Source organism: Marinomonas colpomeniae (assembly GCF_014803385.1).
Taxonomy (GTDB): domain Bacteria; phylum Pseudomonadota; class Gammaproteobacteria; order Pseudomonadales; family Marinomonadaceae; genus Marinomonas; species Marinomonas colpomeniae.
Genome location: NZ_JACYFC010000003.1, coordinates 199,433 through 216,997 on the forward strand (window position 1 = coordinate 199,433; position 17,565 = coordinate 216,997).

General features: G+C 39.8%; 16 protein-coding genes. 14 read left to right on the plus strand and 2 right to left on the minus strand.

Annotation, left to right across the window (positions count from 1 at the left end; translation table 11 throughout):
* Window position 1: 1 nt before the first annotated feature.
* The 9 genes from cydB (at window position 2) to IF202_RS10315 (ending at window position 9,930) form a co-directional block, all read left to right on the plus strand.
* Complete coding sequence (cydB, locus tag IF202_RS10275) at window positions 2-1,138, plus strand: cytochrome d ubiquinol oxidase subunit II (RefSeq protein ID WP_191594813.1); 1,137 nt, start codon at window positions 2-4, stop codon at window positions 1,136-1,138.
* A gap of 73 nt (window positions 1,139-1,211) precedes the next feature.
* Window positions 1,212-1,322, plus strand: coding sequence for a cytochrome bd-I oxidase subunit CydX (cydX, locus tag IF202_RS10280; protein WP_191594814.1), 111 nt, complete (start codon window positions 1,212-1,214; stop codon window positions 1,320-1,322).
* A gap of 5 nt (window positions 1,323-1,327) precedes the next feature.
* Window positions 1,328-3,094, plus strand: a complete 1,767-nt coding sequence (gene cydD / locus IF202_RS10285) for a thiol reductant ABC exporter subunit CydD (RefSeq protein ID WP_191594815.1) — start codon at window positions 1,328-1,330, stop codon at window positions 3,092-3,094.
* Window positions 3,072-4,808, plus strand: coding sequence for an amino acid ABC transporter ATP-binding/permease protein (locus IF202_RS10290; RefSeq protein WP_235963457.1), 1,737 nt, complete (start codon window positions 3,072-3,074; stop codon window positions 4,806-4,808). The genes cydD and IF202_RS10290 overlap by 23 nt, the downstream gene beginning before the upstream one ends.
* 292 nt (window positions 4,809-5,100) lie before the next feature.
* Entirely contained in the window at window positions 5,101-6,792 is a 1,692-nt protein-coding gene (locus IF202_RS10295) for a methyl-accepting chemotaxis protein (RefSeq protein ID WP_191594816.1), read from the plus strand.
* Window positions 6,793-7,007: 215 nt separating this feature from the next.
* Window positions 7,008-7,946, plus strand: a complete 939-nt coding sequence (locus IF202_RS17710; RefSeq protein WP_191594817.1) for a sensor domain-containing diguanylate cyclase — start codon at window positions 7,008-7,010, stop codon at window positions 7,944-7,946.
* Window positions 7,947-8,246: 300 nt separating this feature from the next.
* The gene (locus IF202_RS10305) at window positions 8,247-8,654 is read left to right on the plus strand and encodes a GFA family protein (RefSeq protein ID WP_191594818.1); all 408 of its coding nucleotides are present in this window, start codon (window positions 8,247-8,249) and stop codon (window positions 8,652-8,654) included.
* 53 nt (window positions 8,655-8,707) lie between these two features.
* Window positions 8,708-9,115: a hypothetical protein gene (locus IF202_RS10310; RefSeq protein WP_191594819.1), complete on the plus strand. Its 408-nt coding sequence runs from the start codon at window positions 8,708-8,710 to the stop codon at window positions 9,113-9,115.
* Between the two features lie 218 nt (window positions 9,116-9,333).
* Window positions 9,334-9,930 carry a DUF938 domain-containing protein gene (locus IF202_RS10315; protein ID WP_191594820.1) on the plus strand — a complete coding sequence of 199 codons (597 nt, stop codon included), beginning with the start codon at window positions 9,334-9,336 and terminating at the stop codon, window positions 9,928-9,930.
* Window positions 9,931-10,036: 106 nt separating this feature from the next.
* On the opposite strand, the gene IF202_RS10320 is transcribed toward IF202_RS10315, so the two are convergent.
* Together IF202_RS10320 and IF202_RS10325 are read right to left on the minus strand one after the other, a co-directional pair.
* Window positions 10,037-12,010 (minus strand): methyl-accepting chemotaxis protein, encoded by a 1,974-nt coding sequence (locus IF202_RS10320; RefSeq protein WP_191594821.1) that lies wholly within the window; start codon window positions 12,008-12,010, stop codon window positions 10,037-10,039.
* Window positions 12,011-12,201: 191 nt separating this feature from the next.
* Window positions 12,202-12,690 (minus strand): YgjV family protein, encoded by a 489-nt coding sequence (locus IF202_RS10325; protein ID WP_191594822.1) that lies wholly within the window; start codon window positions 12,688-12,690, stop codon window positions 12,202-12,204.
* Window positions 12,691-12,909: 219 nt separating this feature from the next.
* Between IF202_RS10325 and lhpI the strand changes: the two genes are divergently transcribed.
* The 5 genes from lhpI to IF202_RS10350 all read left to right on the plus strand — a co-directional run bounded on the left by lhpI (window position 12,910) and on the right by IF202_RS10350 (window position 17,494).
* Window positions 12,910-14,658 carry a cis-3-hydroxy-L-proline dehydratase gene (lhpI, locus tag IF202_RS10330; RefSeq protein WP_206705460.1) on the plus strand — a complete coding sequence of 583 codons (1,749 nt, stop codon included), beginning with the start codon at window positions 12,910-12,912 and terminating at the stop codon, window positions 14,656-14,658.
* A gap of 359 nt (window positions 14,659-15,017) precedes the next feature.
* On the plus strand, window positions 15,018-15,971 hold the full coding sequence (locus IF202_RS10335; RefSeq protein WP_191594823.1) for a P1 family peptidase: 954 nt from the start codon (window positions 15,018-15,020) through the stop codon (window positions 15,969-15,971).
* A gap of 42 nt (window positions 15,972-16,013) precedes the next feature.
* Window positions 16,014-16,418, plus strand: coding sequence for a GFA family protein (locus tag IF202_RS10340; protein ID WP_191594824.1), 405 nt, complete (start codon window positions 16,014-16,016; stop codon window positions 16,416-16,418).
* Window positions 16,419-16,479: 61 nt separating this feature from the next.
* Window positions 16,480-17,139 carry an NADPH-dependent FMN reductase gene (locus IF202_RS10345; RefSeq protein WP_191594825.1) on the plus strand — a complete coding sequence of 220 codons (660 nt, stop codon included), beginning with the start codon at window positions 16,480-16,482 and terminating at the stop codon, window positions 17,137-17,139.
* Between the two features lie 46 nt (window positions 17,140-17,185).
* Window positions 17,186-17,494 (plus strand): DUF1272 domain-containing protein, encoded by a 309-nt coding sequence (locus tag IF202_RS10350; protein WP_191594826.1) that lies wholly within the window; start codon window positions 17,186-17,188, stop codon window positions 17,492-17,494.
* Window positions 17,495-17,565: the final 71 nt, after the last annotated feature.

A 17,565-nucleotide genomic window follows, 5' to 3' on the forward strand; every position in this document is an offset into this window, starting at 1 on the left:
AATGGATTACGAATTATTAAAAGTAATTTGGTGGGTATTGATCGGTGTTCTACTGATTGGTTTCTCTGTGACTGACGGCTTTGACATGGGCGTTGGTAGTTTATTAAAAGTCATTGGTGGCACAGATTCTGAACGTCGAATCATGATCAACTCGATTGCTCCCCATTGGGATGGCAACCAAGTTTGGTTTATTACAGCGGGTGGTGCTTTGTTTGCTGCTTGGCCTGTTGTGTATGCGACGTCTTTCTCTGGTTTCTATTTTGCGATGATGCTGGTGTTGGCGGCTTTGTTCTTCCGTCCAATCGGCTTTGATTACCGCTCAAAATTAGAAAACTCAAAATGGCGTAATTCATGGGACTGGGGCATTGTATTTGGTTCCGCTGTACCACCAATTATTTTCGGTGTAGCGTTTGGTAACCTGTTGCAAGGCGTTCCATTTGAATTTGATCAATATTTGCGTTCAACCTATACCGGTTCCTTTTTCGGTTTGTTGAATCCATTTGGTATTCTTTGTGGTCTGGTTAGCTTGATGATGCTAATGACACAAGGTGGTGCTTGGTTACAAATGAAAACAGATTCAGACTTGCATCGTAAAGCCTGCACCGCAACAGCAGTAACAGGCACAGCAGCGGCAGTGTTATTCATTGTTGCAGGTGTTTGGTTGGCTTACGGTATCGATGGTTATGTATTGACCAGTGTGATTAATGGCAACGAAGCAATGACACCGTTAATGAAAACAGCAGAAGTTCAGCCTGGTGCATGGTTAGCAAACTATGACAAATTCCCTGCGCTTATCCTGGCTCCCGTTATTGGCATTGTTGGTATGTTGTTCGCGGCATTAACCGCAGTGATGAAAAAAGGCGCGCTGTCTTTCTTAAGTTCATCATTAGGTATTGCTGGCATCATAGTAACTGCGGGTGGTTCTATGTTCCCATTCTTGATGCCTTCTTCAAGCTTTCCAAGCATGAGTTTGACTATTTGGGATGCGACTTCAAGCCATAACACCATGATGATCATGTTTGTCGTCGCTTGTATTTTTGTTCCTATCGTTTTGCTTTATACCTTGTGGAGCTACTTCGTCATGTATGGTCGTTTGACCAAGAAGCATGTGGAAGAAAATACGCATTCATTGTATTAATCAATAACGATCTATTTTAATCAATAATATACGTAGATAGGGCTCATTGAGGTCTATCTTGGAGGAATAAAATATGTGGTATTTCGCTTGGGTTCTTGGCGTTTTATTGGCCTGTTCTTTCGGTATTATCAATGCCGTTTGGTTAGACTTTAGTGGTTATGAAGGTGAAGAGGAGCAAAAGTAAACTAAATGACAAAGAGCAATGAAGCAAAAAAGGCACGTCGAGCTGGACGCGTAAAAACATCTGAGGCGACATTTTTAGGTGAATTAGCCGACCAGCAATCTTCAAAATATCGACTTGCCCAAGGCTTTGGTGTGTTGTTCGCGGTATCGCTCGTGTTGCAAGCATGGGCATTAGCGAATGTGTTTTCGGACATGGCGTTACACCAGTCTTTTTCCTTGTCTCTTTTGGTTATTGGTTTATTTGCTCTGCTATTACGTGCTCTTTCTAATTTTGGACGAGAGCGCATTTGCGCCAGCGCAAGCCGTGACATCCGTTATGGTTTGCGCAGTGAATTGGTGTCGCATCTTACGAAACTGGGCCCAGCTCGGTTAAGAATAGAAGAAGATGCGGCGCTTTCTACTCGTGTTTATGAACAAATAGATGCGTTAGACGATTTCTTCAGTCGCTATAAACCACAAGTGTTTATGGTGACATTACTTCCCTGCGTTATTTTACTGTCCGTTGTTTCTATTTCTTGGATTACCTTTTTTGTTTTCATGATGACCGCGCCCTTGGTGATTGTTTTTATGATCTTTGTGGGTCATAAAGCCGCACAAGCGAATCGTCGTCAGTTCAGTGTTTTAGCCATGTTATCCAATCAATTCATGGATTTGAGCCAAGGTTTAGCGGAATTAAAACGTCTCAACAAAACCCAAGAAGCCAGAGACCGTTTGTCGGACAGTGCCAGCGCGTATCAAAAAACAACCATGAGTGTGTTGATTCTTGCCTTCTTATCCACCGCCACACTTGAATTATTTGCTTCCCTTTCTATTGCCATGATTGCCTTGTACCTCGGCTTAGGTTTGTTGGAAGTGTTACCTTGGCAAGTCGGCGAGTCGCCCGTTACATTGACGCAAGCCATGTTTCTTTTGTTACTTGCGCCTGAATTTTATTTGCCTCTGCGTCAGCTTGGCAATGATTACCACGCCAAACAAAAGGCAGAAGCCGCCGCAACCGATTTGCTAGAAATACTTAATACAACTCTGTCTGATACGACAATTCAAACAGCAGAATCTGTCATGTCTGAATTAATAGAGTCTGAGGTGGTAGAGAAAGAAGCGTTTATTGGCTTTCATCAACTGAGTTGGACCGAATCAGGACATCATCGCCTTGCACCCATTACCGCTCAAATTGCTCAAGGTGAACGAGTCTGGTTGAGTGGTGAATCGGGTATCGGAAAATCCAGTTTGTTGCATCTCTTACTCGGTTTTGAAGAAGACTACCAAGGTCAGCTTTTCATTAATGGCCAAGCCTTTCAAAACATTGACTTATCCGATTGGCGTTCAAAACTGGCTTGGTTACCGCAAACTCCAGAGTGGGTGAACGGCAGTATTCGCCGTAACTTGCTCCTAGGTCTTGAAGGTAGTCAAACGCCAACCGACGAAGCCTTGCAGCAAGCATTAGAAAAAAGCCAATGCGATGATTTTATTCAAGTGTTACCAGAAGGGTTAGATACCAAGCTGACTGAGTTAGGCTCTGGATTATCAGGCGGACAAATGCAGCGTCTTTCTATTGCGCGGGCGTTATTATCAAAAACCGATGTTTGGTTATTGGATGAACCTTGCTCTGGTTTAGATAACGACACCGCAGAAGCCGTACTCGATACGTTAGAGTCTGTATCCCGAGGGAAAACCTTGTTAATCGTCAGTCATGATACTCATCCAATCACGTGGGCCGATAAACATTGGACGTTAACAAAAGGAGGTTTGAATGAGCCATTCATTAATCAATAAGAGATCAATGAATAAGTCGCCATTTAATAAAAGTGCAAAGCTCACGCTTAAAGGCCTTTTGCTAGCAAACCCTTGGGGTTTTGTTATTCCGGTTTTGATTGGCGTTCTTGCGAGCTTAGCTGGCGTTGCCTTATTAGGACTTTCTGGTTGGTTTATTTCTGCAGCTGGCTTAGCCACTGCAATGGGCGTGGGGTTAGTCTTCAACTATTTAACACCGGGTGCAATCGTGCGTGGTTTAGCGATTCTTCGTACATCGGGTCGTTATGGTGAACAGGTAACAGCGCATAACCATCTATTGGGTTTATTACGTATCTTGCGTCTTTGGGTTTGGGATCAGCGAGTCGCAAAAGATTCCGCCAACTTGCATGAACAAAGCCGAGGCGATTTATTACAGCGTCTCGTCAGTGACCTTGATCAAATCATTCGCTGGCCTTTGGTGGTTTTCCTGCCTTGGATTTACGCGTTATTAAGCTACGTCGCTGTCGCGATTTTCGCCTACTTCATCTTACCCGCGTTGCTTTGGCCGTTGGCTATTGCTGGCGTTTTTCATGTTTTTATTGTGCCTTATATTTGCGGACGTTTTGCGAGTCATGCTGTTCACGTCGGGCAAATTCTAGGGGTTCATCGTCGTAGTCGTTTTGTCAGTTTGTTTTCTGCGCTGATTACCTTGACCATTCGTGGTCATTGGAAAGACTACGCAGAACGCCTTGAACAACTGGACGAACGACAACGTAAATCCGAAATTCTTATTCAACAAGCGGTCAGCCTCGGACGATTACTCGCCTATGGTGTCACCATTGCATTATTAGCCTGCAGCTTTTATTTAATCGGTTCTTTCAGCGGGGAAGCAGGGCAGTGGCTCTTGATTGATGGCGTAAAAGGCACCTGGATGATTGGCTATGTTTTATCCTTGTTAGCCATCAATGAACTGGTGTTGCCTTTGGTGCAATCGTTCGTCGCACAAGGTCAATCTCAAGTGGGTTTACGTCGTTTGAATCAGCTGCATCAAGAACCTCTTATTCAAGAGCCACCTATTCGAGAACAACAGGCTGAGATTCACGCTAAGAATGACTCTGAGCAGGTTATCAAAATGGCGTTTACTCATTGGCGTGGTTTTCATGCTTCCAGTGAAATGGGAAACACGGCTTTAGATTTACTGATTGAATCTGGTGATCGAGTGTGGATTCGTGGCGAAAGTGGCTCAGGAAAATCCACTTTATTAGCCGCGATAGCAGGGGATTGCTTGTCATCAGGTGATGCCTTCATCAACGATGAAAAACAAGACTTATACGGCAACCAAGCCTACCAAAACAAAATAAGCTACTTGCCTCAGTCTCCGTACATTTTCCAGCAAAGCATCGGCGCGAACTTACGTCTTGGTAACTCAAACGCCACAGACAGTGAACTTTGGTCCGCATTAGACGCTGTTGTACTCGCGGACTGGGTTCAAAATCTTCCTAATGGGTTGGATACTTTACTTAGTTCGCAAGGGCGAAACTTATCTGGTGGACAGCGCAAACGTCTTGCTTTAGCCCGTTTATTATTAAGGTCTTCAGGTATTCTCTTATTGGATGAACCTTTTGATGGCCTAGACAAAGCAACTATTGAACATATCTGTTCTTCACTTCAAAACGAGTATAAGCCTGATATCTTGGTTTTAGTTAGTCACGTAGAAAGCCAGTTAGGTATTGGGGCTCGAATTATTGAACTTTAAATACATGACGTCTCCTTTCCAGTAATTTCTAAGAGGAGTTTTTTCTTGTGGTTCAATACTTTTTATAGAGAAAAAGGGTTTGTTAAAAGGTTTTTGTCTCGATTTATGATGTTTTTCAGTAGGTCAAGTCTTATACGTACCGAATCTTTGTGAATTGTTATTTTAAGAGCTGTTTTTAACAAAAGCACACGCAATGAACACATTTCTTATACTTTACAAAACTGTTATTAACCGTTGTTTTCTATACTGTTTTTGATATGAAAAATTAAAAAATGATAACAGAGAGATTTCAATGCTTAGTAACCTAAAAATATCACATAAAATATCTGTATTAACGTTGACTCAAATTATAGTGATTGTGTCACTTGGCTGGATGGCTTTGTCGCAGATGAAAAATATAGGCAAAGAAATTGTCGATATTGCAGAGATTGATGTTCCATTAGCAAACATGCTTACAAAGGTAACAGAACACCAGCTACAGCAAGTTATTTCTTTTGAGAGAGGTGCTTTTGAAGCCAGCTTGATATTAGTTGGCAAAGGAAAGCAGGAAACTGTACTGAATGAAATTCAAATATCTAAAGAATTATCTTCAAACATTGGAAAAGAGTTACATGAAGCGAATGCATTGGTTAAAGATGCAATGCAAAATGCAAAAACGGAGTTCACTAAAGAAAAGTTTTCCGATTTTAGTCAAGTATTGAAAGTAATAGAGGAACATTACACTACTCTAAGTCAAAAAACAGTGGATGTTATGGGTAAGATCGAAAAAGGTGAATTGCTAGAGAATATCGATGCTATTCATTTACTTGAAAAACATCAAACAGAATTTGATCATGAATTATTAGATGCTTTACATCAACTCCAAGCGTTTACGGCGACTTCTGCAAAACATGCAGAAGAATATGAAATAAATGCTGTTTATATGATTACGGTAGGCTTGCTTGTATCGATTTTACTTTCTATATTTTTAGGCACATTGATTGGTCGAACAATTACTAAACCTATTATTGAATTGAAAAACCAACTTGAAGATGTGTCAAATGGTGATGGTGATCTTACTGTACGTCTTAATAAAACAGGTAAAGATGAAATCGCGGCTGTTTCTCGTTCATTCGATAAGTTCGTAGAAAAACTAGCTGTAACAATGCTTCAGGTAGGGACATCTAGTGTTTCCTTACAAGAATTGTCTAAAATCTCTGTTGATTTAATGAATCAAAATGAGAAAAACATACAAGAGCAAGGCCATGAAACAGAAATGGTGACTCATGCCATTACAGAAATGAGCCTTGCAACAGAAGAAATATCACAAAATACAGCGAAAGCGTCAGGCATTGCTGAGCAAGTAAAAAACAGCGTTGAACAAGGTAAAGATAGCGCTGTTACAACGCAACGAATCATCGGCGAAATGGCTGAGGAAGTATCCAAAACCTCTAATGACTTAGAAGCACTTGCCAAAGAAACTGACAACATAGGTACTGTTTTAGAAGCGATTCAAGGTATTGCTGAACAAACTAACTTACTGGCACTTAACGCTGCAATTGAAGCCGCACGAGCGGGTGAAACAGGTCGAGGTTTTGCCGTTGTAGCGGATGAAGTTCGCACCTTAGCCCAACGTTCTCAAGAAGCGACGGTGAGTATTCAGACGTTAATCGAAAAACTACAATTGGGTGCGAAAGACGCTGTTGCAAGTATGTTGGCTGGTAATCAAAAAACAGAAGAATGTTTAAAACACAGTAATGAAACGGTTACTGTATTTAATGAAGCATTTGATGCGGTAAATAGTATTTCTGATTTGAATATACAAATTGCAGCGGCAGTAGAAGAACAGTCTCAAGTAGCCAAAGATATTAATGCCAGCGTGGGGAATATCCAGACAATCTCGATAAACACCACAAAAGGCACGCAAAAATGCTCTGAAGCTAACGGTAGTATGGCGATCAGTATTGACGAATTGAACGAAAGCATACAACAATTTAAAGTGTAAAATGTGTCATCGCTTGTGAAGGTGCTAGGCCTTCATAAGCGATACTTTGCTCAGTTATTCCTATCGCTTTCCTCTCATTTTAGAACTTTTTCCTCTTAATTTCCCCAACTGATGATGATTTTTGATCAGTAATAAAAAATAACAAAGCGATTCAAGTTAATAGTCTACAGTTGTCATTGAATATTTTATTTTATAGAAAGGAAAAGGACGTTTTAGTGGATCAATCGTATGAATTTCTTAGCTTTGTATTGGATGCAATTACAGAGAGTATTGTTGTTATTGACCCACTTGGTGAGATTAAGTACGTAAATAGAAGTTGGTCCCAATTTGGTCAAAGTAATTCCGGTACTGACACCTCAATAACAAGTAACGCTCAGAATGCATGTCAGACCTGGATAGGAATGAATTATCTTGACGTATGTGATAACGCTGCCGCTATGGGGGACGAGTTTGGTAGTGTGGCTGGGAAAGGTATTAGAGGTGTTATAAGCGAGGGTGAAGACACTTTTTACTTTGAGTATCCTTGTCATAGCCCAAATGAAAAGCGCTGGTTTACCATGCGTGTTACTCCCTTACATCTTGAATGTTTGAATTATTTTGTGATTTCACATCAAGATATTACAGACAGAAAATTAGCAGAAGAAAAGGTTATGTCTTTGGCAAAGATGGATGGGCTGATTAACATACCAAATAGACGAGCCTTTGATGAGTTTTTAGCAGATGAATGGCAACGATGTACTCGGCTCAAAAAACCAATAAGCTTAGCTATTATCGACATAGACCATTTTAAAACGCTTAATGATACTTATGGGCATCAAAAAGGTGATGAATGTTTAATCGCCTTAGGTACGTTATTTCAAACCTATGTCAAACGACCAAGTGATTTATGTGCCCGATATGGTGGTGAAGAATTCATACTGGTGTGGGGAGACACATTAATGAGTCATTCACTAAAATTGATGAATGATTTACTGCAAAAGATAGACAGTTTAAAAATACCTAACAGCGATGATATATCTAATTACCTTACCGTCAGTATTGGGCTTACGGAAATAACTCCGACAACCAGTATGTCGGAAGTCGACATTATCGCTCAAGCAGATCGTATGTTGTACGAAGCAAAACGAACAGGAAGAAATAAAGTTGTTTATTGATCTCTTTGGGGGTTAGATCATAACCCCTACTAAAGCGTTTCTTAGCCTTCCAGAGGTTTATCTTCCCCTTACTTTCATTGTTGTACTGAAACCTTATTCCCAGATTCTAGAGAATAGCCAAAGCTTTCTTTTAAACCTAAAAAATGGTCGAGCAGGCAGCTTATTTTAATTAGAGGCAATAACTTGTCCATTCGTACTAATAGATAGATAAAAAGTCTTTTAGTATCAATGGATAAGTATGTCGACAGTAGAATTAATAGACTGTGGATGAGGTGTTAGAAGACTGTAGGGATTATAGATATGAGTAATAAAGTGAATGGTGGTTGCTTATGTGGAGCAATCGAGTATCAAGTCAAAAATGATTTTAAAGCCTTCTATCAATGTCACTGTAAGCAATGCCAAGTACTTACAGGTACTGCATTTGCGTCCAATTTATTTACTCATCCAGACAACATTATTTGGGTGAAAGGTGCTGAATCAGTTTCTATTTACCAACATCCGGAACGGGATTTTGCAAAGTCCTTTTGTCAATCGTGTGGTTCAGCTGTTCCTTATGTAAACAAGTCTAAAACATCTCTAATTGTACCAGCGGGATCTGTTAAAACTGAACTAACGAAGGAGCTACATGCAAACATTTTTATATCCGAAAAAGCTTGTTGGTCAAAGTCTGATGTGTATATTAAAAGTTATGAATACTTCCCTGAATAAGGCCTTTCATAATATCTTTAGGCGGTTAGATATTTAATATGAAAAGGTAGTTTGTGAATATAATTGACAAGTTTGCACTGCAAAAACATGATGGTGAATATGAGAGCTGGCCTTTAAAGTCTTCGTTATATTATTGTGGTGAAGAGCTTGGAGTTGAAATTTCTGGCTACGTAATTGATAAACAATTCGAATTAGCAGATTACTTTCTTTTATTCATAAGTTGGGATTGCCCATTTGAAGAAACTTGTGAAGTTTATGTTCTAAATAAGCTAAAAAAAATTGTCAGTAGTTACGGCTTTAGGGCACCCTACAATAGCTATAATTTACTTACAGTTACTGAGTTGTCGAATAACCACTACAAACTGATTTTTAGTGAATTGGATCATTTTGAACTTGTGATAAATTACCCTAAAAAACACCGATTAAATAAAATCATTACAGCGAGCGTAATAGACGTATAAATTCATTTCGTCAGGGTTAAACAGGCCAAAAAATAAGTGTTTTATTTTAAAATTTCCTATCATGGTTTTATGATTTTCCATTCAAATAACTATGGTCAAGAAGGTGGCGCAGAACATTTAATGGAAATGTTAACTCGATCGTTTGAAACTAGATTGGAGGTATCATATTGTTTATCTCGATTTTTCCATCCATCTGATATTTTTGGTGAACATAGCCTATGAAAAGAAATATAGAAAAAGATTACTCTCCTTCTTGTGATAGAAATAAACAGCCAATTATCGAGCAACTTATGGTGCATTTTGAGCATTGTAAAAACGTGCTTGAAATAGGTTCAGGTACAGGTCAGCATGCTGTGTTTTTTGCTGAGCGTTTACCTCATTTAATTTGGAATACAAGCGATATGCTTGATTATCACGGTAGTATTCAGGCCTGGATGGTTGAAGCGAAGTTGAGTAATATTGTTTCACCTATCGAGTTTCATTTTGGTAAAAACGATTGGCCGAGTTTAGATATTGATGGTGTATTTACGGCGAATACCACTCACATTATGCAGCGAGATGCCGCACAACTAATGATGGAAACAGTTGCATCGAATTTAAAGTCCGGCGCTGTGTTTTGTCAATACGGTCCAATGAACGTGAATGGTAAATACACCAGTGAAGGTAATCGAGAGTTTGATCAGCACCTGAAAGAAAGTGGCTGTGGCGGCATTCGTGATTTAGCAGAGTTAATTGAATGGGCTGCGGGTATGGAGTTAGTAGAGCAGATTTCAATGCCAGCAAATAACTTTTTGCTCGTATGGAAAGTGGCTTAACTTATTCATTACTCTCGCTTGTGGCAATGAAATTTAAAAAAACCGCTTTCAAATTAATGAGAGCGGTTTTTTTATGTCTAGAACAAAGCAGATAAACGCTTATTTGTTATGAGTCCACTTTGTATTTCTGGATTTTTTTCAGCATATTGTCTGCAATAGAAGAAAGCTGAGTAGCTGATTTTGCAATGGTCTCAGCGCCTTTGCTGTTTTCTGCTGCGTGCTCATCTATCTCTCTTGAGGTGCTACTAATATCAAGAATACTTTGTAGCTGTTGTTCTGCAGAGGCTGCAACAGTTTGATTAACGTCATCAAGTTGAGTCATGTTCCCTACAATATCATGTAATACCGTATGAACATTCTCAGCCAATGTCACAGAAGATGCAGCTTGCTCATTACCTGTTTTAATTAAGCCAGATGCCGTTGCTGCACTCTTGGTTAATTCATCAATAATTGCCGAGATTTGCTGTGTCGAATCCTGTGTGCGTTTGGCTAGTGTGCGAACTTCATCTGCAACTACGGCAAAGCCTCGTCCTTGTTCACCCGCTCTGGCTGCCTCAATCGCGGCATTCAGTGCTAGTAAGTTTGTTTGATCTGCAACAGAATGAATCACATCTACCATACCGACAATATCGACAACATTTTTATTTAATCGATTTACTTCATCGTTTACTTTTTCAATGTCACTGGCTGTTTTTCTAATACCATCCACTGCTTGCTGAACAACATCTTCACCATTAACTGCACTGGCTTTTGATTCTTGGGCATAATGAGCCGATTTTTTAATGTCTTCCGTTGTCTCGGTAATACCTATTGATACTGATTCAATTAACGATGCCGAACGGGCGACACTGTCTTGCTGTGCTTTTAGGCTGCTCTGACTTTGTAATGTCGTTGTTGCAGTTGATTTACTTTCATCGGCAATATCAGAGGAATATTTCTGAAACTCACTGAAATCTACTCGCAATCTGCTAAATGTATTATTCAGAAGAGTCGCAATTTCTCCTAAGTCATCACTGCTAACAATATCAATGCTATTTGAGATGTCATGATCTGTTTCCACAAGAGACATAGTGCGCTTTATCAAAGAGGATTGAGCTTGTCTGTCTTGTAATATGCTGTAAACGATATAAGCAAATACAATCCAGAATAAGAAAAAGACTACATAGAAAATCATCCAATACACGCTTTTAGTAATAGATGATTCAGCTTTTTGCGTAATCATTTCTAACAGACTGTCTTCTGTACTTTTAAGTAAATTGATTCGTTGTGTCGCAGCACCAAACCAATCTGCTGCATTGCGATCTAATGAAGCTCCGTGACTTGCTAATACATATTGACGGAATTCTTCTACCGTTTTATTTTCAGAACTATTTTTAAAGGCTTTTAATGGAGCGCCAAAGTCTGGTGCAGTTAAATCTTCAGCCACTTCAAAATAGACATGTTGCTTCGTTAACAGTTCAGCAAAGCGGTCGAAAGACGTTGCTGTAAGTTCACTTTTTGCAAAGGCATCGCTCAATACCGCCCGCTCAATGCCAGACTGCTCTTTCGTAAAGGCAAGACTGTAAAGTGTGCTGAGTCTTTGCAGGTTTTCAAGGTCACTGGCGTAATGAGCCAGTACACTGTTGAAGTGTAATAAAAAAGTGTTGCCTTTGGTGTAATAAGAAAGGGCCTGGCCTAATGTCATTGACAGTGAATTGATTTGATTTCGAATAGAGTCTAGTGACGATAGGTGGTTTGTGAATTCAGATAAAGCTGCCGTAATAGAGTCATTAAAATCATGGCCTTCAATGAAATTTTGTAAATTAATATTTTTTTCATCGACTAACAATCGCTGCGCTTTAATTTCATTTCCGAATAGCTTACCACTAGAGCCAATAAAGCCAGCTGTCATGCCACGTTCTTTTTGTAGTTCATGCAGCAAAGCGCTTGTTAAAGTAACCACCCTAGCGTTGTCATAGGTATGTCGGGCACTACTATAATCTCGAACAGAGTTGACGAGCATCAATATCATAATCAGTAATAATACAGCGATCGGTAACAAGGATACTTTTGACAAATATTTTGATAAAATTCTTTTCATTTAAAGCACCTTTAAAAGATTTAAGAAAATCTATAAATAAATTTAAAATATGATTTTAGGCTCATTTATATACTTAAAATAGAGTATATAGGCCAATTACTTACTTCAAGTTAATATTTGTTACTATTTTAATTTAAATAGTAAGACATTAATTTTAATTAATGCTTGTTTGAAAACGTCAAACCTAAAGTTCATCGATAATAAAATCGGTAATAACCAACCAAATTACTTGCCAAAAATAACACTTCCATTACTACGCCTAAGGGCGATTCCGCAAGACCGTTATGTACTATCCAAAATACAGTCCCCAGCATCATTATTTGACGTAGATGTTTATCGTTTCTACAAAATGCCGCGACTGTTTTTAGTAGTGAACCGGAACAGGCTAAGATGCTTATGATTCCACTGTAAGTAAAAAATGCAGTGACAACAGCAAACATCATAAAGGGAATAGCGGCTTTTTGAGAGGTGATAAATATGCTTATTAAGTAGCGTAGGCTTCCTATTGCCATTAGCCCCGCACCTGTCCACTGTTGTAAAAAGAAAAAGTGGGCAGAATTAAAGGCGGCAGCGACAAAAAAACATAACAATATGATTCTACGTCTTTTGAATTGGAAAGAGGCTATATCGAAAATTATAGTGACGCATAAGAGAGCTTGAGAAATGATGAAATGATCCAAAAAATACTCCCTGTAGTGATTAATTATAATGGAATTAATCTATTTTCTCCTTTCATGGTAACGATGGAATGAAAAAGCAGGCAGTTATATGCGACATGGTACTGCCTACATACGACATGAGAAATATTAAATATGATTAAAGCTTTGTAGGTTATGTGACCGTATCTTTTTTATGACAGTATTGAATGCTATTGATGTAAGGAAAAAGGCTGTGAGACGATGACAATACCTTCTTTTTTAAGTTTATCTGGTGAACCATTTGTAGTAGGGCAAGCCAGCGGTGAGGTTCTGTCTTGTGAAACTGAGCTCAGCTTTTGGGGCGGTGTGGAGCCTGAAAAAGGTGAGATTATTGATCAGCATCATCCGCTTTGTGGTCATTTTTTACAGGGCAAAATATTAGTGTTGCCCGGTGGTCGAGGCTCGTGTTCTGGCAGTGGTGTTATTCTTGAGATGATGGTGAATGGTAAAGGGCCGGATGCAATTATTATTTCAAGGCCTGATGACATTATTACGTTAGGCGTTTGGATTGCTCAGGAGATGTTTGATAAATCGATTCCTGTTGTGATGCTGGAAGCGGATGAATTTGAGAAAATATCAAACCAAAAATACGCTTCTATTATAGGTGAAAAGGTTCAATGTTCTGAACAGCGGTTTACAACGAATTTACCTTTTGATTCTGCTTCTGAAAAGAGTTTGATATGGAATGAAATAACCTTAAGCGATTATGATCGTAGTTTACTGAATGGCGAAAAAAGCCTAGCAGCTCAAGTTGCAATGAAGGTCATTTTACATATGGCGAAACTAGCGGGTGCAAAGGCCTTGATTGATGTTAGTCAGGTCCATATTGATGGTTGTATTTATACTGGAGAAGCTTCTCTTAGGTTTGCTCAAAAGCTACATGAAATGGGTGGCGAGTTTGCGGTACCTACTTCATTAAATTCTATCTCAGTCGATTACCTTCGCTGGGAATCCCAAGGCGTTCCATCTGATTTTGGTACCCAAGCCAGTGCATTGGCAGATGCTTATGTTGCGATGGGGGCTAAAGCCACCTTTACCTGTGCGCCTTATTTGTTAGACACAGCACCTGAGCAAGGTGAGCAAATTGCATGGGCTGAATCCAATGCGGTGGTTTTTGCAAACAGTGTATTGGGTGCTCGTACTATGAAGTACCCTGATTTTCTGGATGCTTGTATTGCGCTAACAGGACGAGCGCCCTTGGCAGGCGCGCATATTAATGAATATCGAAAAGCGACATTGCAAATAACATTAAATAATCTTCCGGCAATCGACGATCTTTTCTACCCTTTGCTGGGTTATTACGTAGGTAAATTGGCTGGAAATCGAATACCTGTTGTAGATGGAGCTGAAAGTCTTGAACCAGACCTAGATGATTTGAAAGCCTTTGGCGCTGCTTTTGCGACAGTGTCGAGTGCAGCAATGTTCCATATTACGGGAGTGACGCCGGAGGCGAAAACCCTTGATCACGTTTTGGCTGACACCCACAAAGTCGAAAAGGTGACACTCTTATGTTCTGATTTATTTAAAAGTTGGGAAGAGTTGAGTGGAGCGAAACATGAAAGCAGTGATCTTATCTCTTTAGGAAATCCTCACTTTTCGTTTACTGAATTTGAAAAGCTAGCAAGGTTATGTGCAGGCAAGAGTATTGCCGCTAAAGTGAGTATGTACATCACAGCGGGTCGAGCTGTAGTTGCTCAAGCGGAAGAGGCTGGTTATATCAAAATAGTTGAGGATTTTGGCGCGGAAATTATTACTGATACCTGTTGGTGCATGATACAAGATCCCATTATTCCTCATGAGGCAAAAGTTATTTGTACTAACTCGGCTAAATATGCCCATTACGGCCCAGGTATGACAGGAAGAGCATTTAAATTTTTAGGTCTAGGTGACTGTGTTCAAGAAGCGATAACAGGTAGCGCTGCGGAGAGGACGCCTGAATGGTTAACTTAAGACATCTAATATCGAAAGATACTTGATATAAATGAGGTCAGAGTGACGTTGCATTATTTATGTTTACATTGCTGTGGCTTCATTTTTTATTTAAACCAAGTCAGCTTTTCTTTTCCTAATTTTGTCTTTTATGATGTCACATTTACTTCTTTCTTTTAGACCTAGCAGAAAAGAAAAAATCGCTTTAGTATCAATTATTAAAAATATTCAGTGTGGTATTTTTAGAGGCGATTTACTGTCGTTCATAGGAAAAAAACAGGTTTATTTTTCAGGTTGTTTTGTATTTTCGTGATTTCCATCAGTCCGCCGTGATGGGGTTAAAGTAATAGACATTAGATTTAATAGTAAGGTTTTAATTTATGCTTAATTCAATTTGTGATGTACCTGGTATTAACGTTGGTCACGCCGAAGATCTTATTGGTGGTACTGGATGTACGGTTATTATTCCTGAAGACGGTGCTGTATGCGGCGTTGATGTTGCGGGCGGTGGTCCTGGAACGCGAGAAACCGATGCGCTTAATCCAGTTAATTTAATTGAAGAAATACACGCTTTATATTTAGGCGGTGGCAGTGCTTATGGCCTTGCTGGTGCTGATGGTGTAATGCGCTGGTGTGAAGAAAAAAAACGTGGCTATGATGTTGGCTTAGGGGTTGTGCCTATTGTTCCAGGGGCTGTGCTATTTGATTTGCCAGTACAGGATTATCATGCAAGGCCAGATCGTGAAATGGGTTATCAAGCCTGTTTAAATGCGGTTGGAGATGAGGCTCGTTGTGGCAATATTGGTGCAGGAACTGGCGCATCGGTGGGGAAAGTCGGCGGTATGCATTTAGCCATGAAAGGCGGCCTAGGTACGGCAAGCCTTAATTTTGATGGCATTGTGATTGGTGCTATTGTCGCAGTTAATTGTTTGGGTGATGTGATTGATCCAACTACGGGGCAGATTATTGCTGGTGCATTAACGGAAGACAAAAGTGATTTTGTTGGGACCATGAACTTGTATAAAAAGATGGCAGCAGGCGGCCCAAATCCAAGAATGTCGAATACAACCATTGGTGCCATTGCGACGAATGCGGCCTTGACTAAGTCTCAAGCGACTAAGGTTTCCATGATGGCTCATGATGGCTTTGCTCGTGTCATCAATCCTATCCATACTCTGCATGACGGCGATACTATTTTTACACTTTCTACCGGTACGCGTAAGGCGGATGTTTCTATTATTGGTGCACTTGCTGCAGAAGTAATGGCAACGGCTGTGCTTCGTGCTGTTAAGGCCGCAAAAACGAGTTATGGTCTTAGAGGGTTGGCAGGATAAACCTTAGATCACAGATAGATTTAATAAAAAGAGCGAACTAATATGAGTCACACTTATCAAGGTTCTTGTTTGTGTAATAAAGTCACTTTTGAAGTGAATGGTTTTAGCGAAGAAGCGGCTAATTGCTACTGCACCATGTGTCAAAAGTTTCACGGAGCAGCATTTGGCACGTTGGTTGGTGTTGTTGGGTTAACGTGGCATTCTGGTGTTGAACATCTTAAGCACTACACCGCTCCAAACGGGACGATACGTACATTTTGTCAGGAGTGTGGTTCAAGCCTAGGTTTTAGAGTGAAAAATACCCCAATAGAAAAAATTGAATTGGCAATTGCTACATTCAATGATGATATTCCAGTAATAATAGATGCTCAGATTTATACAAGGTATCGATCAAATTGGTGCGCTTTACAGTCTGACTTATCTATATTTAGTGAAGATAGAAAGTAGATAAGCTGATCTGTTAATAGGATGTTATTTATATCTTAAATTCAACATGTCGAGGCTACATATGAAGTTTCTTATTTTTTTAGGTACAGTCCGCGATAGTACACCACCTAAACCTGCTCGCCTTGGCCAACGGGTATCCAACGCCTGCATTGAATGTTTAGTTAGCCAATATAGTGAACATGAAGTGGAGCTGATTGATGCCTTGGATTATCCATTAGAGTCTGTTTTTAAACCGCATTTTTCTTATTCCAAAGGTAAGGCGCCATCAGCACTTGATGAGTTGGCAGAAAAGATTGAGTTAGCAGATGGTTTTATTATGATCAGCCCAGAATATAACCACTCAATGAGCCCTGCATTAACTAATTTACTAAATCATTTTGGAAGCTCTTTGTTTTCATATAAACCAAGTGCAATCGTGACTTATTCCGCTGGTCAATGGGGTGGGATGCGTGCCGCTGTTGGTATGCGAACGTTTCTTTCAGAGCTAGGTTGTCTTTCTGTTTCCGCAATGATTCATGTGCCTAAAGCACAAGACGTGTTTGAGGCGGATGGTTCAATGGTAGTAGGAGAAGATCAGGCATCTTGGTTTGACTATTTTGGTCGAACTTTTAAACAGCTTATTTGGTGGGCTCAGGCAACGAGTGATCATAGGACAGAGGTCGATCCTCACCACGTTGTTAAGGATTTTAAGAAAACGCCATCCGATCGTAATGCACCTTAGTATGAATCGGATGTCATATTAAATTGATAATAGTGAGTAAGATTTAATGTTAGAACTTCGTCCTAACTGTGAAGGATGTGATAAAGACCTTCCTTCGACCTCTTCTGAAGCTTGTATTTGTACGTATGAATGTACCTTTTGTCGGTCTTGTGTAGAGAATCTTTTGAATAATGTTTGCCCCAATTGTGGAGGAGGTTTTTCGTCAAGACCTATACGTCCTGCAAAAGAGCATAGGAAGGGGATAAGTCTGAAAAATCAGCCCGCATCCACTAACCGAGTAAATACAAAATATACGATTCAGGAAATAAAAGAATTTTCTAATGCTTTAAAAAATACAAATCCAGAGAGCCGATAGGGCAGTAAGCAATACACAAAACATAGTCTATTATTTTGACGTTACACTCTGCTTTTAAACGATACTAAAAA